This window comes from Nocardia heshunensis (assembly GCF_054782115.1).
In genome coordinates, this window is record NZ_BAAGTC010000026.1 from 52839 (window position 1) to 76848 (window position 24010).

At 68.5% G+C, this 24010-nt stretch carries 18 protein-coding genes; 13 read left to right on the plus strand and 5 right to left on the minus strand.

The features are described 5' to 3' along the window. The first annotated feature begins 51 nt into the window (after positions 1–51). Positions 52–3387: an FAD/NAD(P)-binding protein gene (locus ACYVN4_RS40405; RefSeq protein ID WP_460728980.1), complete on the plus strand. Its 3336-nt coding sequence runs from the start codon at positions 52–54 to the stop codon at positions 3385–3387. Positions 3388–3410: 23 nt separating this feature from the next. On the opposite strand, the gene ACYVN4_RS40410 is transcribed toward ACYVN4_RS40405, so the two are convergent. Both ACYVN4_RS40410 and ACYVN4_RS40415 read right to left on the minus strand, forming a co-directional pair. Further along, positions 3411–4094 carry a TetR/AcrR family transcriptional regulator gene (locus ACYVN4_RS40410; protein WP_460728735.1) on the minus strand — a complete coding sequence of 228 codons (684 nt, stop codon included), beginning with the start codon at positions 4092–4094 and terminating at the stop codon, positions 3411–3413. Between the two features lie 54 nt (positions 4095–4148). Continuing rightward, positions 4149–4568, minus strand: a complete 420-nt coding sequence (locus tag ACYVN4_RS40415; RefSeq protein ID WP_460728737.1) for a DUF5997 family protein — start codon at positions 4566–4568, stop codon at positions 4149–4151. 60 nt (positions 4569–4628) lie between these two features. Between ACYVN4_RS40415 and ACYVN4_RS40420 the strand changes: the two genes are divergently transcribed. From ACYVN4_RS40420 to ACYVN4_RS40435, 4 genes are all read left to right on the plus strand, one after another. Further along, entirely contained in the window at positions 4629–5570 is a 942-nt protein-coding gene (locus ACYVN4_RS40420; protein ID WP_460728739.1) for a LysR family transcriptional regulator, read from the plus strand. Between the two features lie 215 nt (positions 5571–5785). Further along, complete coding sequence (locus tag ACYVN4_RS40425; protein WP_460728741.1) at positions 5786–6316, plus strand: EXLDI protein; 531 nt, start codon at positions 5786–5788, stop codon at positions 6314–6316. A 52-nt stretch (positions 6317–6368) separates the two neighbouring features. Further along, complete coding sequence (locus ACYVN4_RS40430; RefSeq protein WP_460728744.1) at positions 6369–8555, plus strand: MMPL family transporter; 2187 nt, start codon at positions 6369–6371, stop codon at positions 8553–8555. Positions 8556–8756: 201 nt separating this feature from the next. Then, a complete protein-coding gene (locus ACYVN4_RS40435) occupies positions 8757–9167 on the plus strand; it encodes a hypothetical protein (RefSeq protein WP_460728746.1) in 411 nt (136 codons plus the stop codon). 123 nt (positions 9168–9290) lie between these two features. On the opposite strand, the gene ACYVN4_RS40440 is transcribed toward ACYVN4_RS40435, so the two are convergent. Further along, a complete protein-coding gene (locus tag ACYVN4_RS40440; RefSeq protein ID WP_460728748.1) occupies positions 9291–10073 on the minus strand; it encodes a CPBP family intramembrane glutamic endopeptidase in 783 nt (260 codons plus the stop codon). 46 nt (positions 10074–10119) lie between these two features. Next, a complete protein-coding gene (locus ACYVN4_RS40445) occupies positions 10120–11052 on the minus strand; it encodes an RluA family pseudouridine synthase (RefSeq protein ID WP_460728750.1) in 933 nt (310 codons plus the stop codon). A gap of 95 nt (positions 11053–11147) precedes the next feature. Between ACYVN4_RS40445 and ACYVN4_RS40450 the strand changes: the two genes are divergently transcribed. From ACYVN4_RS40450 to ACYVN4_RS40460, 3 genes are all read left to right on the plus strand, one after another. Further along, positions 11148–11918, plus strand: a complete 771-nt coding sequence (locus ACYVN4_RS40450; protein WP_460728752.1) for a DUF4190 domain-containing protein — start codon at positions 11148–11150, stop codon at positions 11916–11918. Between the two features lie 94 nt (positions 11919–12012). After that, entirely contained in the window at positions 12013–13998 is a 1986-nt protein-coding gene (locus tag ACYVN4_RS40455) for an ABC transporter ATP-binding protein (RefSeq protein ID WP_460728754.1), read from the plus strand. Continuing rightward, complete coding sequence (locus tag ACYVN4_RS40460) at positions 13995–15731, plus strand: ABC transporter ATP-binding protein (protein ID WP_460728756.1); 1737 nt, start codon at positions 13995–13997, stop codon at positions 15729–15731. Before ACYVN4_RS40455 ends, ACYVN4_RS40460 begins: the two co-directional genes overlap by 4 nt. A gap of 66 nt (positions 15732–15797) precedes the next feature. Here ACYVN4_RS40460 and ACYVN4_RS40465 read toward each other — a convergent pair whose 3' ends face one another. Further along, complete coding sequence (locus ACYVN4_RS40465; protein ID WP_460728758.1) at positions 15798–16265, minus strand: hypothetical protein; 468 nt, start codon at positions 16263–16265, stop codon at positions 15798–15800. 207 nt (positions 16266–16472) lie between these two features. On the opposite strand from ACYVN4_RS40465, the gene ACYVN4_RS40470 reads away from it, so the two are divergent. From ACYVN4_RS40470 to nbtC, 5 genes are read left to right on the plus strand one after another with little or no spacing between them, the layout of a single operon-like run. Then, positions 16473–17762 carry a SidA/IucD/PvdA family monooxygenase gene (locus ACYVN4_RS40470; protein WP_460728760.1) on the plus strand — a complete coding sequence of 430 codons (1290 nt, stop codon included), beginning with the start codon at positions 16473–16475 and terminating at the stop codon, positions 17760–17762. A gap of 57 nt (positions 17763–17819) precedes the next feature. Beyond that, entirely contained in the window at positions 17820–18761 is a 942-nt protein-coding gene (locus tag ACYVN4_RS40475; RefSeq protein WP_460728762.1) for a methionyl-tRNA formyltransferase, read from the plus strand. Between the two features lie 12 nt (positions 18762–18773). Continuing rightward, positions 18774–19529 carry a thioesterase II family protein gene (locus ACYVN4_RS40480; RefSeq protein WP_460728764.1) on the plus strand — a complete coding sequence of 252 codons (756 nt, stop codon included), beginning with the start codon at positions 18774–18776 and terminating at the stop codon, positions 19527–19529. 5 nt (positions 19530–19534) lie between these two features. After that, positions 19535–20845 carry a beta-ketoacyl [acyl carrier protein] synthase domain-containing protein gene (locus tag ACYVN4_RS40485; RefSeq protein ID WP_460728765.1) on the plus strand — a complete coding sequence of 437 codons (1311 nt, stop codon included), beginning with the start codon at positions 19535–19537 and terminating at the stop codon, positions 20843–20845. Next, on the plus strand, positions 20838–23978 hold the full coding sequence (gene nbtC / locus ACYVN4_RS40490) for a nocobactin polyketide synthase NbtC (RefSeq protein WP_460728767.1): 3141 nt from the start codon (positions 20838–20840) through the stop codon (positions 23976–23978). Before ACYVN4_RS40485 ends, nbtC begins: the two co-directional genes overlap by 8 nt. Positions 23979–24010 lie beyond the last annotated feature (32 nt).

Genomic DNA, 24010 nt, shown 5'->3' on the forward strand with positions numbered 1-24010 from the left:
GATCGGTGAGTTTGCATGCTCGACAATGTTTTGCGGATCGCCATAGTTGGAATGGGGCCGCGAGGTCTCAATGTCTTCGAACGGATTTGCGCCAATGCCAGGCAGCTAGGTTTCTCCGCCGGTGTCGAGTTGGTGGTCATCGACTCGAAACGTCCAGGGACCGGCGCGGTCTGGCGGACGGACCAGTCTCGGCACCTGCTCATGAATACGGTCGCGGAGCAGGTCACCATATTCACCGACGACACCGTCGAGATGGCGGGCCCGGTGGAGCGCGGGCCCAGTCTCTACGAATGGTCCAACTTCCTGGCGAAAATAGGCAATTTCGCTGGCCTGCCCGCACCGGCATTTCGTCAGGCATTACGGATCGCCCCCGAAACCTATCCGCCCCGGGCCTACTACGGCCATTACCTGCGCTGGGCATTCGAACGCACTCGCGACAGGTACGCCGAATGGGTGCGCGTGCGCGAAATAGTGGCAACCGCCCTGGATTTGCGCGACGGCCCCGGCGGATTGCAGGAATTGGATCTCAGCACCGGTGAGCGCCTGCGCGGCCTGCACGCGGTCGTCCTCACCCAGGGCCACCTGGGCGAGGTCGCGCCCGCCGCATCCGGCTCGCTGGCGCAGGACGCGGACCGCCTGGGCCTGAGCTACTTTCCGCCCGGCAATGCCGCCGACATCGATCCGGACCTGATCCCGGAGCGTGAGCCGGTCATCATCCGCGGGCTGGGCCTCACCTTCTTCGACTACCTGGCCATGTTGACCGCGGGCCGCGGCGGCCGGTTCAAGGAATCCGACTGCGGTCTGGAGTACATCGCCTCGGGCCGCGAGCCGTTGATCATCGCCGGGTGCCGCCGCGGCGTCCCGCATCATGCGCGCGGCGAGCATCAGAAGGGTGTCGACGGCCGCTACGAGCCGCTGCTGCTGAACGCCGACCGCATCGCCCGATTGCGCTGGCGCGCCAAGAAGTTCGGTGATGTCTCCTTCCGCCGCGATGTCTGGCCCTGTATCGCGCGCGAGGTCGAGTCGGTCTACTACACCCGATTGCTCGCGGATCGGGTGAGCCCGCATCGCCTGGCCTCCTTTCGGGATCGCTATCTGATCGCGCAGACCCCCGAGGACACCCAAGAGCTGTTGAACCGCTTCGGTATTCCGCCGCGGGACCGCTGGGACTGGAATGCCCTGGCCGACCCGACCGGGGGCCGCTGCTTCACCGATCCCGACGATTTCCACGCCTGGCTGCTGGCCTACCTCGACGCCGACGTCCACCAGGCCCGCCTGGGCAACCTGCACGGCCCGGTGAAGTCGGCCCTGGACGTCCTGCGCGACCTGCGCAACGAGGTGCGGCTGGTGGTCGATCACGGCGGCATCGCGGGCTCCTCCTACCGTGACGACCTGGACCGCTGGTACACGCCGATGAACGCCTTCCTGTCCATCGGCCCACCCGCGCACCGGATCTCGGAACTGGCGGCACTGATTCGCGCGGGTGTGGTGCGAGTCGCCGGTCCCGGCATGCGGGTCCGGGCGGACACCAGGCGCGAGTGCTTCGTCGCCGATTCACCTCTGGTCGGTGATTCGGTGCTGACGGCACGATCCCTCATCGATGCCTGGATGCCCGCACCGGACCTGCATCGCACCGCGGATCCCTTGCTGCGCAACCTGTTGCGGCGTGAGGAGGTACGCGGCTATGTGATCGGTTCGCCGGACGGCAGCCGCTATCGCACCGGCGGCCTGGCGATCGCGGAGGGCACGCACCATCCGGTGGACACGCTCGGCCGAATCCATCAGCGCCGCTATGTATTCGGCGTTCCGACCGAGGCGGTGCGCTGGGTGACGGCGGCCGGCCCGCGTCCCGGCGTCAACTCGGTGACCCTGGCCGACGGTGACGCCATCGCCCGCGAACTCCTCACCGCCCATCGCTACGAAGGACCGGCGCCGAATCATGCGGGGGTGCAGCGACATTCCGAACTCGAAGACGAGTGCGAAAGGCACGAAATGACGGTGGAGTGCGGGCTGTTGGCCCCGGTCGGGGTGGGCACGCCGGTGGAGTCCCTGCTCGGTGACGACGCCTGGATCGAGGCCATGGTGGAGGTCGAGCAGGCGCTGGTGCGCGCGCAGACCACGCTGGGCATGGTGCCGGATTCGGTGGCCGGTCATCTGGCGATCGCGGTGCGCGAGCACGAGTTCGACGCGCGGGAGATCGCGCAGGCCTCGCGTGGGGCGGCCAATCCGGTGGTGACGTTCGTGGAGCGCCTGCACGACGCGGTCGCGGATGTGGATCCGGTCAGCGCCAACTATGTGCACTACGGGTCGACCAGCCAGGACATTCTGGATACCGCGACCATGGTGATCGCCGCCCGGGTGCTGGGTGTGGTGATCGCCGATGTCGACACCATCGTGGCCGCGCTGGCCGAGTTGGCGCGGCGGCACCGCAGCACCCCGATCGCGGGCCGCACCCTGGCCATGCACGCGGTGCCGACGACCTTCGGGGCGCGGGTCGCGGTCTGGATTCAGGGCCTGCTGGACGCCCGGGAGCGGTTGACCCGGGTGCGGGAGACGCTGCCGGTCCAATTGGGCGGTGCGGCAGGCACCTTGGCCTCCTACATCGAGTGCGCGCGCTGCGCGGATTCGGAGCTGTCCCGGGCGCCCGCCGGGGAGATCGTGGAGCGCCTGACCCGCGAGTTCGCCGCGGAGCTCGGGCTCGCGGTGCGCGCCACGCCTTGGCACACGGTGCGCACCCCGATCGCGGATCTGGCGTCGGCGCTGGCGCTGACTTCCGGCACGCTGGGCAAGCTGGCGGTGGATGTCATCTCCCAGGCCCGCACCGAGACCGCCGAGCTGTTCGAGCCCGCCGCGGTCGGCCGCGGCGAATCCTCCGCCATGCCGCAGAAGCGAAACCCGGTGCTGAGCACCATGATTCGCGCGGCGGCCCTGCAGGTGCCCGCACTCGCCTCGACCCTGTTCGGCGCGCTGCTGGCCGAGGACGAGCGTCCGGCCGGGGCGTGGCACGCGGAGTGGCAGCCGCTGCGGGAGTGCCTGCTGCTGGTCGGCGGTGCCGCGCATACGGCGGTGGAGTTGGCGTCGGGGCTGATGGCGGATGCCGATCGGATGACCGAGAACCTCTCGCTCACCGAGGGGCAGATCGTCTCCGAGCGGCTCTCGATCCGCCTGGCGCCGTTGCTGGGCAAGCCGATTGCGAAGAAGGCGCTGCAGTCGGCCGCCTACGAGGCGCAGTCGTCCACCCGGGCGCTGGCCGATGTGCTGTCCGAATCCCCGGATATCGCACTGCATCTCACCAAACCGGAGCTGACCGAGCTGTTGCGGCCGGAGAACTATCTGGGTGCCGCACCGGACCTGGTGGATCGGGTGCTGCGCCGCCTGGCGGATTGATCGGGAGCCGCGTGGCCGATTGATCACGCTGTGCCGCGGACAGTTTCGGGCTCCCATGCGGGAGTCCCGAACAGCGCCAGCGTGATCTGGTGCAGATGCGGCAGCAGCGTCGGCAGCGCCTCGGGCCCCTGGATCTGCAGGCAGTCGCGGATGCGATCGTCGATGGCCCCGATGAGCGTTTCGAACGCCTCGTCGGGGATCGCCACGGGGATATCCCCGACTCCACGTCCGATCAGGAAGGCGCCCCGCATGCGCTGTGCCAGCAGGGTTTTCATGTGCCGACGCTGTTCGGCCACCACCGGCCCGGCGACCAGGGCCTCGATATGTAGCGCGCGGGCGCAGAACCCGTTCGCCGTGAGGTGATGCAGGTATTCGCGCAGGGTGGTGTGGATGAGCGCGCGCCAGTCGGTGTGCGGGGTGTCGCGAATGCTCTCGTCGAGGTAGCCCAGGACGAGTTCGACCGCGGAGTCGAAGGCTCCGGCGAAGCAGTCGTCGCGGCCCTTGAATTGCTGGTAGAAGGTGCGCCGGGAGACATTGGCGCGAGCCACGATATCCGCGACCGTGGTGGCGGTGTAGCCGCGTTCGGAGACGGCCTCAAGCACCCCGAAGTACATGCGCATGCGCTGGGAGTGGACGACATCGGCGGGATCCAGCCCGTGCATGCCGCGCGGCAACCGGCCGCGGCTGATCTCGGTGTCCAGTCCCATGATCCGAGCATAGTGAAACGAGGGCCGGACCCGAGGTGGTCCGGCCCGGGCGTGCTACTTGCCGAAGCGGTTCTTGGCGGGCCGGTTGGAGGCGGCGCGGCGCGCGGCTTCCTTCTCCTTGACGCGTTCGGCTTCCTTGCGGACCTCGACCAGGTTGGCGCGTTCCTGTTCGAGCCAGGCGGGCGGGTCGGCGAGCAGCGCGGCGATCTCCTCGGCCGTGAGGGAGTCGGAGACGTTGTTGCGGGCCAGACCGGAGTTGGAGATGCCCAGCTTGCGGGCCACCACGTCACGCGGGAACGGGCCGTTCTGGCGCAGTTCGGTCAGCCACTGCGGCGGATTGGTGCGCAATTCCTCGAGCTGGGCGCGGGTGACGGGTGAGTTCCGGAATTCCTCGGGGGTTGCCGGGAGGTAGATGCCGAGTTTGTCGGCCGCGGTCAGCGGCTTCATGGTCTGGGGGTTCTTGTCCGGGCTCACCACTCCAGGGTATCGGGCGGGCGCGGCGAAGCTGCTGGCCGGTGCAATAACCTGGCAGGCATGAGCCGGTTGGAGTCCATCGACGTCACGAGTCTGCGCTGGTTCGTCGCGGTTGCCGAGGAATTGCATTTCGCCCGGGCGGCGCGCGGCCTCGGCATTTCACGGCAGCGGTTGAGCGCGACGGTCATCGAAATGGAGGAGACGCTCGGCACCAAACTCTTTGTGCCGGGCGCACAACCGACCCAGTTGAGCGCGGACGGGGAAGCGGTGCTGGCCGAGGCGCGCGAGATCATCGCGGCCGCCGTGCCGGAACCGGCGTCGCAGCCGGAGACGGCGGAGCGGCTGCGGGTCGGGTTCGTCCCGGGCGTCACCGTCACCAAGTGGGAGCGCATCTGGGCCGAGCGGTTCCCGGAGATCCGGCTGGAACTGACCCCGATCCCGATGAAGGAACAGGAACAGGCGCTGCGCGACGGGACGGTCGACATGTGCTTCGTGCGCCTGCCCATCGAGCGGGAGGGTCTCAGCGCCATCCCGCTCTACAAGGAGGTGCCCGTCGTGGTGGTGCCCAAGGATCATCCGATCGCCGTGTTCGAGCAGGTCGCCACCAAGGATCTGACCGACGAGCGCATGCAGGACGCCGCGGACCTGGATGACGCGGCCATGACGATGGAGTTGGTGGCGGCGGTCAGCGGCGCGGCCATCGTCCCGCATTCCATCGCGCGCCTGCACCACCGCAAGGATCTGGTCTACCGCCTGGTCACCGATGTGCCCTCGACCGAGATCGTGCTGGCCTGGCCCGTGGACGGGACGACCGAGCTGGTGGAGGAATTCGTGGGTGTGGTGCGCGGGCGGTCCGAGCGCAGCACGCGTTCCCCCTCGGGGCAGCAGGCGAAGAAGCCGCAGCAGCCGAAGAAGCCGAAGCATCCGGTCGCCGCCAAGAAGCCCGCGGCCAAGGCGCGTCAGGGTGGCGCGAAGAACCAAGGTAAGCGGCGCGGCCGCTAGTCACGTCCTCGTTCCCGGGTCTGATGGCGGATCCGGGAAAGTTCAGGGTCAACTCAGGGTTGCGCTATACGTATACGTCTACTTATAGTGGCTGAGCACGGATAGTACGGTCCGGCGCACCCTGAGAAGCAATGCGGCACAGCGGATATCGACCCACAGCGTCGTGTTGTTCAACCATGCCTATATGCGCATTCGCTGATGATTTGGAGCACCCCGTGGACTTCGACAAGGACACCCAGGACACCGCCGACAACGCCACCACCGAGCTGGTGATCGACACCCTCCCCGAGGGGATGCAAGAGGTCACCGTCCGAGTCGGCCCCGGCGGCGGCCGCACCCAACGCTTCGTGGGCCGGTTGCTCTCGCAGGCGCATCGGGTCACCAAGGAGGGCAGCGAGACCGTCCGGGTCTACCAGTCCCGCAAGGGCAAGCTGGTCGTGCACAGCCACATCATCGACTGGAACGACTTCGCCACCGCCACCAAACACGCTGCTCAGGAGAAGCGCGAGGAGTTCGTGCTGGCCAAGGGCAACTCCGACTCCTCGGACTACTCGCCGATCATGAACTGGGCCAAGGGATTTAAGAACTGGCGCGAGATGCTCGGTCTGGACGAGGATGGCTATGGCGACTTCACCCTCGAGATCGTGGATTCGCTGGGGGAGTTGCGCGATCGGGTCCCGGCGAAGGTCTATCGGATCGTCGCGGATGTGGTGGAGAACCCGTCCACGCAGGTCCTCGATATCTGACAACTGCAGATTGCTGAATAGCGCGGCCGAACCCTGAAAGGACTTCTCCCGCATGTTCTCCCGACTGGGGCGCTTCGTCGTCCGATTTCCGTGGCTGGTCATCGCCGCCTGGGTGATCGCCATTGTCGCGGTCGTCGCCACGGCCCCGAAGCTGACCGCCACCACCGACCAATCCGACTTCCTGCCTTCGCATTACGAGTCCATCCAGGCGATGAACCTGCAGCAGAAGGCGTTTCCCAACAGCAATACCCCGGCCGCGCTCATCGTCTTCGAACGCTCCGACGGCGCCCCGATGACCGATGCGGACACGGCCGCGGTGCAGGCCGCCGCCGCCAAGCTGTCGGAGCAGTCGGGTCTGACCGGGCAGACGCCCACCATCAAGGACGTCACCGCGGTCCAGGCGGTGCCCCCGTCGGAGAACCATGCCGTCGAGGTGGTCGCGGTGCAGATGACCAAGGTCACCAGCCCGAACGACACCAAGCAGACCGATGCCGTGAAGTCCCTGCGGGATGCACTGAAGGAGCAGGTGAACGGCACCGAGTTGAAGGCCGGTATCACCGGCACGGCCGCGCAGAACCTGGATCAGCAGGATTCCAGCAAGAAGGGCCTGATCATCATCGGCATCGCGACGGTGCTGCTGATCCTGGTGCTGTTGCTGATCATCTTCCGCAGCCCGATCATCGCGCTGCTGCCCATTCTGGTGATCTTCCTGGTGGTGTCGCCGCTGGTGAACGGTCTGCTCGGAATCGTCAGCGACGCTTTCGATCTCAAGATCGACAGTTCGGTCTCGTCGCTGCTGGTGGTGGTGCTCTTCGGTGTCGGCACCGACTACATCCTGTTCCTGATGTTCCGGTTCCGGGAGCGCCTGCGCGCCGGTGACGACGCCAAGACGGCCGTGGTCAATGCGGTCACCCGGGTCGGTGAGGCCATCACCTCGGCGGCCGCGGCGGTGATCATCGCCTTCGGTGCGCTCACCCTGTCCACCCTGGGCATGTTCCGGTCGATGGGTGTTGCGCTGGCCATCGCGGTGGCGGTGACGCTGCTGGCCGGGCTGACGCTGATCCCCGCGATCGTCTCGCTGTTGGGTACCAAGGTGTTCTGGCCCTCCAAGGCCTGGCAGCACGAGTCGACGGGCACCAACTTCGCGAAGCTCGGCAATGCGCTGGGTAAGCGTCCCGCGGTGTTCGCGGCGGCCTCGGGTGCGGTGCTGATCGTGTTGGGCGTCTTCGCCTTCGGCTTCAATCCGACCTTCGACCTGAGTTCGGGTTCGACCTCGAACGCGTCGGAATCGGTGGTCTACGGCAAGGAGATGCTCAAGAGCCTGCCCGCCGGCAGCACCCAGCCCTCGCAGGTGTATCTGCAGAGCCAGCACGGTGCGCTGACCGCGGACGAGATGACCACGTTCGGCAAGGCCCTGGCCGGTGTGAAGGGCGTGGGCGAGGTCGGGCCGCAGCCCGCCGTGTCCGCCGACAAGACGGTCGCGGAATACCAAGTGACACTTGCCGACAAGCCGGAATCCGACGCCGCCCTGCGGACGGTGAAGGGTCCGCTGCGCGATACCGCGCATTCGGCGGCCCCGGTCGGTACCTCGGCCGTGGTGGGCGGCATGACCTCGGTATTCGTCGACTTCCAGCACGCCATGAACCGTGACTACACGGTGGTGTTCCCGGTCGCGGCGATTCTCATCATGATCGTGCTGGCCCTGTTGCTGCGCAGTCTGGTGGCGCCCTGGTACCTGATGGCCTCGGTGTTCCTCGGTTTCGCGGCGACGCTCGGTTCGGCGGTGCTGGTCTTCCAGCACGCGAAGGGCGATTCGGGGCTGATCTTCACGCTGCCGCTGATCATGTACCTGTTCGTGGTCGCGCTCGGTACCGACTACAACATCCTCATGGTGGCCCGACTGCGGGAGGAGGCCCGCGAGGGTCACGATCCGCATCGCGCCGCGGCGCTGGCGCTGCGGCACACGGGTCCCACGGTGGCGGCGGCCGGTGTCATCCTGGCGGGCACCTTCGCCTCGATGATGGCCGCGGGCAACAGCGTGCTCACCTCGATGGGTTTCGCGATCTCGGTCGGCATCGCGATTGCCGCCTTCGTGATGGCGATGTTCTTCACTCCCGCGGTGACCGCGCTGGTCGGCCGCCGGGCCTGGTGGCCGGGTCACGGTGGTGACGCCCAGGGGCAGCCGGACTGGGAGAAGGAGTTTCCCACCGATGCGGTGAGCGACGCCGCTCGCCGGTAGCTCGGCACGGAGTTCAGCAGGGCCGGGCCCGTCGCTCTCGGAGCGGCGGGCCCGGCTTGTGTGCTGGTCCGTCCGACCCGCCCACGATCTGACAGAAACGCGTTTCAGTATTTTCTCAAAAGTGCCACGCGCAGAACTGGACAGCCGATACAGTTCGCCGGACCGCAGCCGCAGCTGTGGTTCCGCAGCAAGGAGTTTCGAATGACCGTGTGCGTGAACGCGCGCGCAGCCAGGCGGGCCGGTGTCGGCGTGACCGCCTTGGCCGCGATGGCCTGTTCCGTGGCGATGACCGCGTCCACCGCGTCGGCCGTACCCACCGGCCTGTCGGTGAACGCCCGCAATGTCTACATGGGGTGCGTCTACCAGATCACCGCCACCTACGACAGCTGGTTCCAGGCCTGGTTCTACGACAACGGCGCCATCATCAGCGGCAGCCCGATCAGCCCGGCCAACGGTCAGGCCAGCATCCAGTGGACCCCGCACACCGCGGGCACCCACACCCTGTCGACCCTGCAGGGCTCGGCGTGGGAATTGAAAGTGAACGTCCTCGAACCCACCCTCACCGGCAGCGCCACCTGTGGCGCGGGACCGCTGGGCTTCCTCGGTTCGTAGCGACGAAGACTCGGTTCAGGTGTGGCCCGACCACTCTGAACCGTCCCGGGCCGGCTGACCACAATCCTCTGTTCCCAGGTCAGTCGGCCCACCCCTTCGTTGTGGTGGGCACCGTGTTTCGGGTCAGTGCACCGTCACGTGCCAGACCACCGCCGCGGCCAGCGCGCCCGCTCCATTGACCGCCCAGTGCAGGGCGATCGGCGCGAGCAGGCTGCCGCTGCGCCGCCGCAGCCAGGTGAACACCACGCCCGCTCCCGCGGTGGCGATCACCGCGAGCCCGATACCGAGCAGCTGCCCGGCCGCGCCGCCCCCGAGGAATCCGGTGAGCCCCTTGTTGCCGCTGGTCAGGCCGAGTGACGAGGCGATGTGCCAGAGCCCGAAAAGCATTGAGCCCGCCGCGAATACGCCGCGCGCGCCGACCACCCGATCCAGGGTGCCGTGCAGCACGCCGCGGAAGGCGAGTTCCTCGGGGATCGCGGTCTGCAACGGGATGACGATCATGGACGCGATGAGCGCGCCGGAGACCGCGGCATAGCGGCTGTTGAGGAAGAACGGCCGGGTGATGGGCAGCGCCGCCCCGATCACCACCGCGGCGAGCACCACGCCGACCGCGGCCAGCGCCCAGAGCGAGCCTTGCCGCCATTGTCGCGGCGAGAGTCCGAGTTCCGCCCAGCCCAGTCCGCGGCGGCGGACCAGGGCCACCAGCACCACCGCGGCGATGGGAACCGAGACGATGCTGGCCCACTGGTTGGTGAAGTGGGCGATGAGGTTCGTTCCGATCAGAACGATGACGACGACAGCCACATCGATGTAGGCGTGCAGCTTGTGGCCGGGCGGGGTGGGCTGGGTGTCGAGCACCTGGACCTCAGCCAGCGCCGCAACCGTGCCGTTATCGTTTCGAGACATTGCGGCCAGTGTACGAGCGAATTCTTGGAAATCGCTTCGAATGTGGTTAATCCCGCTGCCAACCCGCATAGTCGTCCCACGCTTGCAGCGTGCGCGCGGTTCGAAAGCGCCGGGGTTCGCGGGTGATCGGATCGGTGAATTCCAGCCCCGCGGCCAGCAGTTGCAGCGGCCGCGAGTAGTCGTCGACGGGCTTGTCGGTGAGTTCCGGATAGAAGTCGTCGCCCAGGATCGGAATCCCGAGGCTGTTCATGTGTAGCCGGAGTTGATGGGTGCGCCCGGTGCGCGGCCGCAGCCGGTAGCGGCCCAGCCCGTCGCGGTGCTCGAGCAGTTCGACGAGGGTCTCGGCATTGGGTTCGCCCTCGGTCTCGTAGGCCTGCAACACCTGCTTTTCCTTGACGATCCGGCTGATGATCGTGCGCGGCAGCTCCAGGTCGGGGTCGTAGCCCGCGATCGCCTCGTACTCCTTGAACACCAGCCGCTTGTGGAACATGGTCTGATACGCCCCGCGCCGAGCCGGATTCACGATGAACAGCACCAGCCCGGCGGTGACCCGGTCGAGCCGATGCGCCGGGACCAGATCGGGCAGGTCGAGTTCGCGGCGCAGTTTCACCAGGGCGGTCTGCAGGATGTGCTGCCCGCGCGGGATGGTCGAGAGGAAGTGCGGCTTGTCCACCACGAGAATGTCGTCGTCGCGGTGGACGATGCCGAGCGGGAAGGGGACCTCGGTCTCGGTGGGCAGATCGCGGTGGAACCACACCGCTCCGCCGGGCACGTAGGGCGTGTCGAGGGCGATCGGTCCGGAGAGGTCGACGATGCCGCCCTCGCGCAACAGCTCGTCGATCCGTTCCGGGCGAACGCGTGGCAATCGCTCGACGAGGTGGTCGCGGATGGTCGCCCAGTCGCCTTCTTCGGGCAGTCGCAACCGGGCTGGATCCAGTCCGTGCCGCTTGGGGAGCGGGGGTTGCTGACGGCGTCTCACTCGCCAAACCCTAGTCCGGGGGTTTGGGCGGACTGCGCGGTACGGTTGGCCCACGCCTGGAATGTCCGGGTCCAACCGAAACGAGTAGGGGTCTCGTGTATCCGGATCCGAATCAGCAGCAGTACCCGCAGGCTCCACAGCCGGGTTACGGCCAGCCGGGGTATGGACAGCCTGGTTACGGCCAGCCAGGATATCCGCCCGGATACGCGCCGCCGCCCGGATATCCGATGGGCGTCCCGCCGCAGGGCACCAACGGTCTCGCCATCGCGTCGTTCGTGCTGAGCCTGCTGGGCTTCTGTTTCCTCGGCATCCCGTTCGGCATCATCGCGCTGAATCAGATCAAGCAGCGCAATCAGGGCGGCCGCGGGCTGGCCATCGCGGGCCTGGCCATCTCGGGAATTTCGGTGCTGCTGGCGGTGGCGATCTTCGGACTCGCCGCGCTCGGTGCCTCGAAAGACTCCGCGTCGCACGATAATTCGACCCGCCCGCCATCGGTGAGCGGCCCGACCACGGTCTCCCTCGACGAGGTCCGCGTCGGTGATTGTGTGCAGAAGTTCGCGGCGGACGTGAGTATTCGGACCCTGACCGTGGTGCCGTGCAACACCGCGCATCAGATGGAGGTGATCGCGCAGGTGCATCTCGACGGTTCTTGGCCGGGCTCGAAGGACACGGTCTTCCAGCGCGGTAGCGCGTCCTGCAACGATCAGGTCGACAAGGTGCTGGGCAGCAGTCCGGGCTACGACAAGCTGACGACGATCCTGCTGTATCCGGACACCCAGACCCGGTGGGATCAAACCAATGGTCGCATCACCTGCGGGGTCCGCAATACCGACGGTACGAACCTGACGGCCCGGGTGCCGCGCTGACGTCGGTATGGCCGCACAGCAAAAGTTAGCCTAACCTATCTTCTCGCCGGTGTTCGTGGGAGCGCCGGGGGAGATGAAGGTGGGAGGCGGACTGATGACGGTCGAGTCACCGCCCGCGGTCGAGGCGCAGACCCTCGACCCGGGCCCGGGCGCAGCCGACGGGGGAGTGCCGGACGCGAAGGCCGAGGCGAAGGCCCGGCGACGGCGGGAGGCGCAGGCGCGCAAGGAGATGCTGGCCCCGGTCAGCGGCCCGCTGACCATTGCCGGACTGATCGTCGCGGTCGCCGCGGTGTGCTCGGTGCTGCCGTTCCTGCTGATCGTGTCCGCCTGCCGGGAACTGCTCGCGGCCACACCCGACACCGATCGGGTCTGGCAGCTGCTGCTGTTCGCCGTGCTCGTGCTGGTGGCCCGGGCCGTCCTGCATGCCGCCGCGCTGACCTGGTCGCACGCCGTGGACGCCCGCTACCAGCTGAGCCTGCGCAGACTGCTGGCCGACAAGCTGACCCGGGTGCCGCTGGGCTGGTTCGGCGAGCGCAGCTCCTCGGAGGTGAAGAAGTACCTGCAGGACGATGTGGAGGCGCTGCACTACCTGGTGGCGCACGCCCGGCTGGACTTCATCGGCTCGGTAACGGTCCCCCTGGTGACGCTGATCTACCTGGCCACCGTCGACTGGCGGCTGATGCTGGTGCTGCTGCTCCCGCTGGTGATCTACGCGCTGTGCATGCGCGCCATGCTGGACGAGCCCGGCCGCGAACGACTTTCGGCCTACAACGCCGCCGAGCAGCGCACCCGCGCGGCGACCGTCGAGTTCGTCGACGGCATCCAGGTGGTGCGGGCCTTCGGCCGGGCGGGCAAGGCGCACAGCGAGTTCCGCGAAGCCGTGGACGCGCAGACCGAGCGGCTGCGGCAGTTGAAGATGCCGGTCATGACCGTGCAATCGCTGTCGGACACGGTGGTCGCGCCGGTGTTCGTCATGCTGTTGGTCGTGGTGGCGGGGCTGGCGGGTGTCGGCCTGGACTGGCTGCGGCCGCTGGATCTGCTGCCGTTCCTGCTGGTCGGGCTCGGGCTCGGCAGTTCGCTGCTGGGACTGGGCTACGGTGCGCAGGCATTGCGCACAGCGGGGGACGCGGCGCTGCGGCTGCACGAGCTGCAGGCGACGCCGGAATTGGCTTCCGGCTCAGGCGGACTCGCCGCCAACGACGCGGCAGCCGGGCTGATCCGTTTCGAGAACGTGCGTTTCGGCTATCGCGACGATCACGAAGTGTTGCGCGGCATCGATCTCGAGCTGGCGCCCGGCACCATGACCGCCCTGGTGGGCCCCAGCGGCTCCGGCAAATCGACCCTGGCCAAACTGCTGCCGCGCTTCTACGACGTGACCTCCGGCCGGATCACCCTCGGCGGTCGCGATATTCGCGATATCCCCAGCGAAGAGCTGTATCGCACGGTCGGATTCGTCTTCCAGGACGTGCGCCTGATCCGCGGCACCATCGCCGACAATCTGCGCCTGGCCCGCCCCGACGCCGACGCCGCGGCGCTGGAACGGGCGGCCCGCGCCGCCCGCATCCACGACCGCATCCTGGCCCTGCCGCGCGGTTACGACTCCGAGATCGGCGTCGACGCCATCCTCTCCGGCGGTGAGGCGCAACGACTTTCGATCGCCCGCACCCTGCTGGCCGACACCCCGATCCTGGTGCTGGACGAGGCCACCGCCTTCGCCGACCCGGAATCCGAGGCAGCGGTCCAGGACGCCCTGGCAGAGCTGGTCTCCGGCCGCACCGTCCTGGTGATCGCGCACCGCCTGCACACCATCACCGGCGTGGACCGAATCCTGGTGCTGGAGAACGGCAGCCTGGTCGAACAGGGCGACCACGCCACTCTGCACACGGCGGGCGGCCTCTACCAGCGCCTGTGGGAGATCAACGCCGCGGCCCTGGAGTCCATCGCTGAGACCGAGGAGCCACCCCGTCATTCCGGCGTGCTTTTGGCCGGAATCCACCCGGTGGCTGTGGATCCCGGCCAAGAACACGCCGGGATGACGGACGGGATCTCTTTCGACACGAATGGCGAGGTAAACCGATGATCCGCAAGGTGCTGGGGCTGGTGCCGGGCGACTATGCCCACTTGACACCGCGATTGCTGCTGGCCATTGTGGCGCAGGCGTTGTCGCAGGCCGCGGCCTATGTGCTGCTGGTCCCGGTTTTGCAGGCGCTGTTCGACAACGAGCTCGGCCGTGCGTGGTGGTGGACGTTGTGGCTGGGGCTGGCGGTACTGGCCGTGGTGGTGTTCGGCTATCTGCAGTCGCTGCTGGGCTTGCGGATCGGTGTCGGGATGCAGCACGGGTTGCAGACCGAGCTGGGGGATCGGCTGAATGCGTTGCCGCTGGGCTGGTTCGACGGGCGGCACGCCGGTGAGCTGTCGCGGGTCGTGGTGGAGAACGTGCGCGAGGTGCAGGGGCTGATCGCGTACCTGCTGGCGAAAATGCTGACGGGCGTGCTGGTTCCGCTCGGCGTGGCCGTCGGCATGCTGTTCGTCGACTGGCGCATCTCGCTGGCCATGCTGGTGGCGGCGCCGCTGCTGTTCGGGGTGAACCTGTGGGCGAACCGCTCCTACTCGGCCGCCGATGAGCGCATGCACGAGGCCGCGACCGAGGCCAATGCCCGGGTGCTGGAATTCGCTCAGGCGCAACCGGTTCTGCGTTCACTGGGTGCGGTGGGCGCGGGCAATCGCGCCCTGGACGCGGCGCTGGCCCGGCAGCGCAAGGCCGCCGTTGGCATGCTCGTCGCAGCGGTCCCCGGCCTGATCGTGTTCGCGCTGGTGGTGCAGGCCATCTTCCTGGTGCTGGTGTACCTGGTGGTGGGCCGGGCCACCGACGGCGCGATCTCGGTCGCCGCGGCCATCGCGCTGATCGCGGTGAGCTCTCGCTTCATCGAGCCGCTGACCCAGGCCGCGCAGCTGGGCGGCGCCCTGCGCACCGCGGCGGCCGCCGCCGACCGGGTGACCGCGCTGCTCGCGGAACCGGTACTGCCGCAACCCGATGCACCGGTCACCGTCGGCGCACCGCAGGTCGAGTTCGACGGTGTGAGTTTCGGCTACGACTCCGGCAAGCAGGTGTTGTCGGATATCTCCTTCACCGCCGCGCCCGGTACCACGACCGCGATCGTCGGTCCCAGCGGTTCGGGCAAGTCCACACTGCTGCGCCTGGTCGCCCGTTTCCACGACACCGATTCCGGCCGGGTCGTGGTCGGCGGCAATGACGTTCGTGAACAGCCGACCGAGACCCTGCTGAATCAGCTGGCCCTGGTCTTCCAGAACGTCTATCTCTTCGATCGCTCGGTGCTGGAGAACATTCGGGCGGGCCGACCGGACGCGACCGATCAGGAAGTGCTGCGCGCCGGTGCGGTGGCGCGGGTCGACGAGATCGCCCAGCGCCTGCCCGACGGCTGGCAGACCGCCGTCGGCGAGGGTGGCTCGGCACTGTCCGGCGGTGAGCGCCAGCGGGTTTCGATCGCGCGCGCCCTGGTCAAGGATGCGCCGATCGTGCTGTTGGACGAGGCCACCAGCGCGCTGGATCCGCAGAACGAGGCGGTCGTGGTGCGCGGTGTGCACGAACTCACCAGGGGCAGAACGGTGCTGGTGGTGGCGCATCGACTCGCCACCATCGCCCACGCGGATCAGATCCTGTTCATGGATGGCGGTCGCATCGTCGAGCGCGGCACGCACGCCGAGTTGCTCGCGTTGGACGGGCGCTATGCCGCGTTCTGGAACGAGCGCACCCGGGCCGCGGGCTGGCGCTTGGCGGCCGCCACGGCCTGATCGTCTAGACACACGAAATACCGGGCACCGCAATGCGATGCCCGGTATTCGCTGTTGCTCGAGTCTTTACAAGCTGCAGGGCAGCATGGCGATGCTGGCGACCGTGCACTCGCCGTCGCGGGTGAGCTTCCAGGTGCCGTCGATGTCACGCCAGGTGAGGGTGAAGTTCCACGGGTCGAACCCGTCGATGGAGGTCTGCAGACCCGCGGTCAGGGTGTCGCCGGAGACGTTCACCGGGCCCTGCACGGACCACTTGAAGCTCGGCGGGGCGGCGGCGATGACGGTGCCGACCTGATCGATGAGCCCCATTCCGGCCTCGCCCGCCTCCAGTTCGTTGGCGCGCGCGGCCCGCGAAGCGCCGGTGTTCAGCACCAGGGCGAGCTTCGACTGTAGTTCTCCCACACTGGGATTCGTGGCCTTGACCGGCACGATCACCGGAGCCGCCGAGGCGGGGACGAGGGTGGCGGCGGTGCCGCCCAGGACGGCGGCCACGGCGAGGGTGGCGGCCGCGACACGGCGCATGGACTTGATCATTCGGGATTCCCATCGTTTTCGGTCAGGTGTCCGGTCCAAGGGGTTGCGCTGGACCCGGTACCTGACCAATATAAGGTAAGCCTATGCAAACATAGGACCCCACGGTTTGGAAGTGTGACGCCCGATCCTGTTCCCCGATCGGTCATTTCGACGCGACCACCATGGGGGTAGCTGGACAGTGGCTGCCATCACACTTCAGGAGCATCAGTGGACACCCTTCTCGTGGTCGGAGCCGGACCCAAGGCCATGGCCGTCGCCGCCAAGGCGCACGTGCTGCGTGAACTCGGCCTGCCCGCCCCGCGCGTCGTGGTGGTGGAATCGCATGCGGTGGGCGGCAACTGGCTGCCCAGCGGCGGCTGGACCGACGGCCGCCACCGGCTGGGCACCAGCCCGGAGAAGGATGTCGGCTTCCCGTACCACTCCACCTGGGCGCGCGGCCGCAATCGCGCCATCGACGAGGCCATGCGCGCCTTCAGCTGGACCGCCTACCTGGTCGAGCACGGCACCTACGCGGAGTGGATCGACCGCGGTCGCCCCAGTCCGCAGCACACCATGTGGGCCGACTACCTGCAGTGGGTCGCCCGCCGCAGCGGCGTCGAGGTCGTGATGGGCGCGGTCACAAGGATTTCCGCGGCCGCCGACGGCTGGCTGGTCACGGTGGCCGACGCCGACGGCCGGCTCAGCACCCTGGACGCGGATCGCCTGATGATCACCGGTCCGGGCAACAGCCGCCGCGCCCTCGCCACTCATCCGCGCGTGCTGAGCATCTCCGACTTCTGGGATCTGGCCGCCAAGCGCCAACTTCCGCTGTCCTCGCGGGCCGCGGTGATCGGTGGCGGTGAGACGGCGGGCTCGGCCATGGACGAGCTGGTGCGTCACGATGTGCTCACCGTGTCGGTGATCTCGCCGAAGGCGACCATCTACACCCGCGGCGAAAGCTATTTCGAGAACTCGCTCTACAGCGATCCGATCAAGTGGCCCGCGCTGAGCGTGGACGAGCGCCGGGATGTCATCCGCCGCACCGATCGTGGTGTGTTCTCGGTGCGGGTGCAGGAGAATCTGCTCGCCGACAGTCGTGTTCACCATCTGCAGGGCCGGGTGGTCCGGGTGGCCGCGCAGGACGAGGCTGTCGCGCTGACGCTGCGTAACGAGACCCGGGCCGACCAGCTGCACACCTTCGATCTGGTGGTCGATGCCACCGGTGGCGAATCCCTGTGGTTCCTGGAGCTTTTCGACACCGACGCCGCGGACCTGCTGGAGCTGGCCGTCGGCGGCCCGGTGGATCAGGCCCGCCTGGAGGCGGCGATCGGCTACGACCTGGCGGTCTCCGGTCTGGAGGCCAAGCTCTATCTGCCGAATCTGGCGGCGCTGGCGCAGGGTCCGGGTTTCCCGAATCTGAGCTGCCTGGGCGCACTTTCGGACCGGGTGCTGGCCTCGGTTCCGCAGCGGGTGCGTCCCGTGGGGGTGGGTGTGGCCCACAGTTCGATTGGCAAGTAGGTTAGGCTTAGCTTACTTCTAGTAATCATGAGGTTTCTGAGGATGAGGTTCCGTTAGATGCGCATCGTCTCGTTCGGCTTCCAGACCTGGGGTCGGAAAACCCTGCAGGCCCTGATCGATTCGCGGCACGAGGTGGTGCTGTCGGTGACGCATCCGGCCGCCGAGTCCACCTACAAGGCCATGTGGTCGGATTCGGTCGAGGAACTGGCTCGCGCACACGGGATTCCGGTGCATCTCACCGAGCGCGCCGACGCCGCGACCATCGACCTGGTCAAGCAGGCCGAGCCGGACGTCATCGTGGTGAACAGCTGGTACACCTGGATGCCCGAGGAGCTCTACAACCTGCCCCCGCACGGCACGCTGAACCTGCACGATTCGCTGCTGCCCCGCTTCACCGGATTCTCGCCGGTGCTGTGGGCGCTGATCAGCGGGGAGTCCGAAACCGGGCTGACCGTGCACCGCATGGACGAGAACCTCGACACCGGCGACATCCTGGTGCAGAAGCGCCTGCCCATCGGGCCGAAGGTCACCGGCACCGAATTGGTGCTGGCCGGAATGGAACTCATCCCGGACGCCGTGAACGAGGCCCTCGATGCGGTCGAGAGCGGCACCGCCGTATGGACTCCGCAGGACCCGGCCGAGCGCACCTACTTCCACAAGCGCGCCGACCGCGACAGCCGCATCGACTGGTCATGGCCTGCGACGGATCTGGAGCGTTTCGTGCGCGCCCTGTCCGCGCCGTACCCGCCCGCCTTCACCTACTACCGCGGCGCGCGGGTCGAGGTGCTGGCCGCGCGCATCGCCGAATTCCGTTGCGGCGGAACACCCGGCCGGGTCGTCGTGCTCGATGGTGGCGCGGCCGTGGTCTGCGGACCCGACGCCTACCGCGGCGGCAACCACGCCCTGGTCATCACCCGGGTGCGCACCGCGGACGGCCGCGAACACGACGCGGCCGAATTCTTCGCGCGCGGTGGCTATCTGACCGATTCGGCGGAGTAGGAGTTCCCCATCATGGCAGCACAGCTCGGCTGGGTCCGGCAGTTCCACCAGCCCGCGGCGGCGGGTCTTCCGCCGCTGTTGATCTGCCCGCACGCGGGTGCGGGCGCGTCCAGCTACCGGGCGTTCTCGAAGATCTTCAGCCAGTATTTCGACGTCGTCGTCTTCCAGTACCCGGGCCGACAGGACCGGGCGCGCGAAGCGGCACTGACCTCGCTGGCGGAGATCGGCGCGGGCGCATACGCGGATTATGTTGCCTCCGAGCATGATCACGGCCTGCCGTTGACCGTGTTCGGGCACAGCATGGGCGCGATGGTGGCCTTCGAACTGGTGCGGGCCGCCGAGGCGGCGGGCCGCGAGGTGCGGCTGCTGGCCCCGTCGGCGGCGGTATCGCCGGGTAAGGCCGCCGAGCTGCCACCGCATCCCACCGACGACGACGAGATCCTCGACCACTTGGGCCGTCTGGACGGCACCGGCGCGGACGTGCTGGGCAGCCGCGAGGTGATGCGCCTGGCGCTGCCGGTGGTGAAGGCCGACTACCGGGCCTTCGACGCCTACACCTGTGCGCCGGATATCAAGGTGCAGGCCAAGATTCAGGTGCTCGGCGGTGTCGAGGACCCGTTCGTGACGCCGCGTGACCTCTACGGCTGGGCGAATCACAGCGCCCGGGAGATCGACGTCACCGTCTTCGACGGCGGGCACTTCTACCTCAACGAGCACACCGACGGCATCGCCGAACTGCTGGCCCCGTCGCTGAACCCGGTCGGATGAGCGGCATGACGCACTCGGATCCCATCGTCATCGCGGGCATGGCGATCGAAGCGCCGGGCGGCGTGGAGACGCTGCCCGACTACTGGGCTGCCCTGTCGCAGGGCCGCGAGCTGCTCGGCGCGTTCCCCCGCGATCGCGAATGGCCCCTGGAGCAGCTGCTGGCGCTGGATCGGATGGAGGGTTGGGGGCGGGTCGCCGACTCCGGTGGATTCCTCGACGGTGCAACAGAATTCGATCCGATGTTCTTCGGGATCACGCCGCGCGAAGCGGTGTCGATGGATCCCCAGCAGCGGGTCGGCATGCGGGTCGCGTGGCGGGCGCTGGAGAACGCGGGACTGCACCCCGGCAGCCTGGACGGGGCCGAGGTGGGCTGCTTCATGGGCGCGTCCATCAACGAGTACGGGCCGATCGCGGCCGCGGTCACCGACTACAGCGGCTACCGGGTGACCGGGACGGCGCTGGGCGCGGTGGCCGGGCGTATCTCGCACGGGCTCGGTCTGGTCGGGCCGTCGATGAGCGTGGACACCGCGTGTGCGTCGTCGCTGACCGCACTGCACCTGGCCGCCAACGCGATTCGCAATGACGAGTGCGAATGGGCGCTGGCCGGTGGTGTCTGCGTGATGGGGTCGCCCGCCGCGTTCTACGAGTTCTCCAAGAACAATGCGCTTGCCGTCGACGGGCACCTGCGCGCGTACGCCGCCGATGCCACCGGCACGGTGTGGGGTGAGGGCGCGGGTGTGGTTGTGCTGGAACGGGAGTCGCGGGCGCGTGCACTCGGGCACCGGGTCTACGCCCGGGTGCTGGGTACCCGCGTGAATCACAACGGCAAGGGTGCGCCGCTGGCGGTGCCGAGTGCGAACGCGCAGCAGCGGCTCATCGAAAAGACTCTCGCCGCGGCGGGTGTCGACGCCGACGCCATCGGCTTGATCGAGGGCCACGGCACCGGTACGCCGGTCGGTGATCCGCTCGAATTGACCGCTCTCGCCAACGCTTACGGCTCCCCGGATCGGGCCGCCGGCCCACTGCTGGGCTCGGTGAAGTCCAACCTCGGTCACGCGCAGGCGGCCTCGGGCATGCTCGGCCTGATCAAGGTGCTGCTGTGCGGGCAGTACGGGCAGATCGCGCCGACCCTGTTCGCCGACAACCCCACCGACCGGGTCGACTGGGACGCCACCAGCCTGCGCCTGGCCACCGAACTCACCCCGTGGGAGCCCCGCGCGGGCGTCCGCTACGGGGCCGTCTCCTCGTTCGGCGTCGCGGGCACCAATGCGCATGCCGTGCTCGGCATGCCCGTTCCGGAGGATCTTCATGTCTGAGTACCGTCTCCCGGACGGCACCGTCCCGGTCCTGCTGTCCTCCGAGACCCCCGCCGGGCTGCGTGCCGAGGCGGCACAGCTGGCCCGCTACCTGGAAGACCGGCCGGAGGTCACACCGGATCGAGTGGCGGACATGCTGTTCCGCACCCGGATGGCGCGCCGCCGCCGGGCGCTGGCCATGGTGTCGGATCGCGCGGAGCTGCTGGGCGCGCTGGCGGCCGTCGCCGACGACGCGGAACATCCGGCCGTGGTGTCGGGTACCGCCACCGCGCGCCGCATCGGCTTCGTGTTCCCCGGCCAGGGTTCGCAGCGTCCCGGCATGGGCGCGCTGTACTACGGGCTGTCCGCCGCCTACCGGGCGGAGGTGGATGCCTGTGCCGCACTGCATCTCGACCACTACGGTCACGCCCAGCCGCTGCACTATCTGCTCGGCAACGAGGGGCAATTCGAGGACACGGTGTGGGAAGTGCAGCCCGCCTTGATGTTCCACATGACCGGACTCGCCGCCATGTGGCGGGCCGCCGGGGTCGAGCCCGCCGCGGCCGTCGGCCACAGTCAGGGCGAGCTGGCGGCGGGCTGGGTGGCGCGGGTGATGACCCGCCGCGACGCCGTCATGGCCGTCACCCAGCGGGCCCGGCTGGTGGAACGCATTTCCCCGCGCGGGTATTCGATGGCGGTGCTCGGCATGGACCGCGAGGCGGTGGAGGCCCTGCTGGCCCGCCACTCCGGCTGGGCCGAGCTGTCGGTGGTGAATTCGCCGCACATCCTGGCCATTTCGGGTGACCGCGAGACCATTGTCGATCTGGTCGCCATCGCGCAGGGGCAGGGCACGTTCGCCCGGGAGATCCAGGTCGCCTACCCGGCGCACACCTCGATCGTGGCCGAACTGCGGTCCGCCTTCGAACAGTTCCTGGGCGAGGAGATGAGCGCGCCGACCTTTACCGCGGGCGACATTCCGTGCTACGGAGCGACTCTCGGCACCGAGATCACCCCCGACCTCGAGCACGAGCAGTACTGGTACTGGAACCTGCGCAACCGCGTCCGCTTCGACCGCGCCATCGTGGCCGCCGCCGTGGACGGCATCGACACCTTCGTCGAGGTCGCCGAACACCCCACCCTGCAACTGGCGGTCCAGGAGAACCTCGGCCTCGTCCCCCAGGACCCGGCCCTGCCGCCCCGCGACTTCCGCGTCCTCGGCACGTCCCTGCGCACCGCCGACACCCTGCGCGAGTTCACCCGAAGCCTGGCCACCGTCGCGGTCTCGGACCTCGCCTACAACTGGCAGGCCCTGCGCGCCACGGACGCGGTGACCCTCCCGCTGCGCGACTTCCCGAACACCGTCATGAACCCGCAGCGCTTGTGGGCCGCGATCGAATCCCCGGCCGGACAGCCGATTCCGGAGTCGACCCACCGTCTTCCGCACCGATTGGTCGAGAACTGGGTCCGGCTGGACAAGCGCTCCCTCGTCCTCCCGCGTGACCTGCTGGTCGTCGACCACACCGGAGCCAACCCGGAGCTGGCCGCCGCCCTCTGCACGGCCGCCCACAATCACGGCGGCTCGGCTCGCGTCCAGGGTCCGGACGCGACCGCCGGTGGTTACGACACCGTGGTGATCCTGCTGCCCGAGCAGGGTGAGCTCGACGCGTCGGCCGCCGTCGAGGAGGCCGCCGCGTTCTTCGCCCAGCCGTCGTGGCTGCCGGAGCTGGCCGGGGTCACCAACTGCTGGCTGGTCACCGTGGGCGGCGAACAGGTCGTCGCGAACGATCCGGTGCCGCACCAGTTCCACGGCGCGGTCACCGCCGGATACCGGTGCCTGGGGATGGAGTCGCTGGGTATCGCGTTCCGGCGGGTGGATCTCGCGGCCGGACAGACGGATGCGAGTCAGGCTGCCGCGCTGGTGCGCGCCGTGCACGTCAAGAGCGAGCCGGAGCTCGCGCTGCGGGACGGCGCGGTCTATGCCAAGCGGCTGGAAGTCGATGGCGCACAGCCGGGCCCGGTTCCGGACGCGGACCTGTCGCACGTCGTGATCGTCGGTGGCACCGGCACGTTGGGCATCGAATTCTGCGCGCATTACGCCCGTCGGGGGGCGCGCCGGATCACCCTGCTCAGCCGGTCCGGGGAGACCGAGGCGGTCACCCGCCGCCTGCGCCCGATCCGGGCCTTGGGCGACACCGCGATCGTGGTCGAGACCTGCGACGTCACCGACGAGTCGGCGGTCACGGAACTGGCCGAACGCCAGGAGATCTCGGCGACCGTCATCGTGCACGCCGGCGTCAATTACGTCCGCGCCGAACTGGCTGACGTCACGCCCGAGAACTTCCGTGAAATGGCCGGTTCCAAGATCTACGGCACCGAGCACCTGCTGGGCGCCTGGCCGCGAGCCCTGGACTGCCGGATCATCCTGTGTTCCTCTGCCGCAGCGACTTTCGGTGGTCGTGGGCAGATCCTCTACGCCACCGTGAACCGGATGCTCGACGTGCTGGCGCGCCGCCTGCGCGCCCAGGGTGTCGACGCGGTCGCGATGCAGTGGGGTCTCTGGGATCTCGAGGGCCCGCTGCACGCGGTCGGCACCGGCCCGGTCCAGGCCGCCGGTGTCACGCCGATGCGTGCCGCGGACGCCCTGGCAGTGGGATTCACCCAGCACGCCGACCACCCGGGCACGGGCAACCGCCTGGTCGCCGCGGCCGACTGGAACGACGTCCAGGCGCTCATGGCCGCGATCGGCCAGGGCCCGCTGCTGGACAGCGTGGTGGCGGCAGCCGCTACCGAATCGGGGGCTGCCGCGGCTGTCGCCACCGAGTCCCCTCGTCATCCCGGCGCGCTTCTTGGCCGGGATCCACACAACGAGACGTTGGATTCCGGCCAAAAGCACGCCGGAATGACGGAGGCAACCACCGCCCCCGGCAATCTGGCCGATCAGGTGCGGCGGCAGCTGGGGAAGGTGATGGGCGCGGGCACCGAAGCCTTCGATACTTCCGTCCCGCTGGTGGCCCTGGGCCTGGATTCCCTGCAGGCCTTGGATTTCCGCAAGCGGGTGCAGGCCGAGCTGAACCGCGAGTTGCCGGTGGCGGCGATCCTGGGCGGCGCGTCACTCGACGATGTCGTCCGGTTGATGGCCGGTTCGCAGGCGTAGTTCGCACGACAATCTTTCAGGAGCGAGACGAG

Bases quoted from the DNA above. Each gene is read 5' to 3' on its own strand.
- ACYVN4_RS40405 (WP_460728980.1), top strand. From the start codon at position 52: ATGGGGCCGCGAGGTCTCAATGTCTTCGAACGGATTTGCGCCAATGCC.
- ACYVN4_RS40410 (WP_460728735.1), bottom strand. From the start codon at position 4,094: ATGGGACTGGACACCGAGATCAGCCGCGGCCGGTTGCCGCGCGGCATG.
- ACYVN4_RS40420 (WP_460728739.1), top strand. From the start codon at position 4,629: ATGAGCCGGTTGGAGTCCATCGACGTCACGAGTCTGCGCTGGTTCGTC.
- ACYVN4_RS40430 (WP_460728744.1), top strand. From the start codon at position 6,369: ATGTTCTCCCGACTGGGGCGCTTCGTCGTCCGATTTCCGTGGCTGGTC.
- ACYVN4_RS40435 (WP_460728746.1), top strand. From the start codon at position 8,757: ATGACCGTGTGCGTGAACGCGCGCGCAGCCAGGCGGGCCGGTGTCGGC.
- ACYVN4_RS40440 (WP_460728748.1), bottom strand. From the start codon at position 10,073: ATGTCTCGAAACGATAACGGCACGGTTGCGGCGCTGGCTGAGGTCCAG.
- ACYVN4_RS40455 (WP_460728754.1), top strand. From the start codon at position 12,013: ATGACGGTCGAGTCACCGCCCGCGGTCGAGGCGCAGACCCTCGACCCG.
- ACYVN4_RS40460 (WP_460728756.1), top strand. From the start codon at position 13,995: ATGATCCGCAAGGTGCTGGGGCTGGTGCCGGGCGACTATGCCCACTTG.
- ACYVN4_RS40465 (WP_460728758.1), bottom strand. From the start codon at position 16,265: ATGATCAAGTCCATGCGCCGTGTCGCGGCCGCCACCCTCGCCGTGGCC.
- ACYVN4_RS40475 (WP_460728762.1), top strand. From the start codon at position 17,820: ATGCGCATCGTCTCGTTCGGCTTCCAGACCTGGGGTCGGAAAACCCTG.
- ACYVN4_RS40480 (WP_460728764.1), top strand. From the start codon at position 18,774: ATGGCAGCACAGCTCGGCTGGGTCCGGCAGTTCCACCAGCCCGCGGCG.
- ACYVN4_RS40485 (WP_460728765.1), top strand. From the start codon at position 19,535: ATGACGCACTCGGATCCCATCGTCATCGCGGGCATGGCGATCGAAGCG.
- nbtC (WP_460728767.1), top strand. From the start codon at position 20,838: ATGTCTGAGTACCGTCTCCCGGACGGCACCGTCCCGGTCCTGCTGTCC.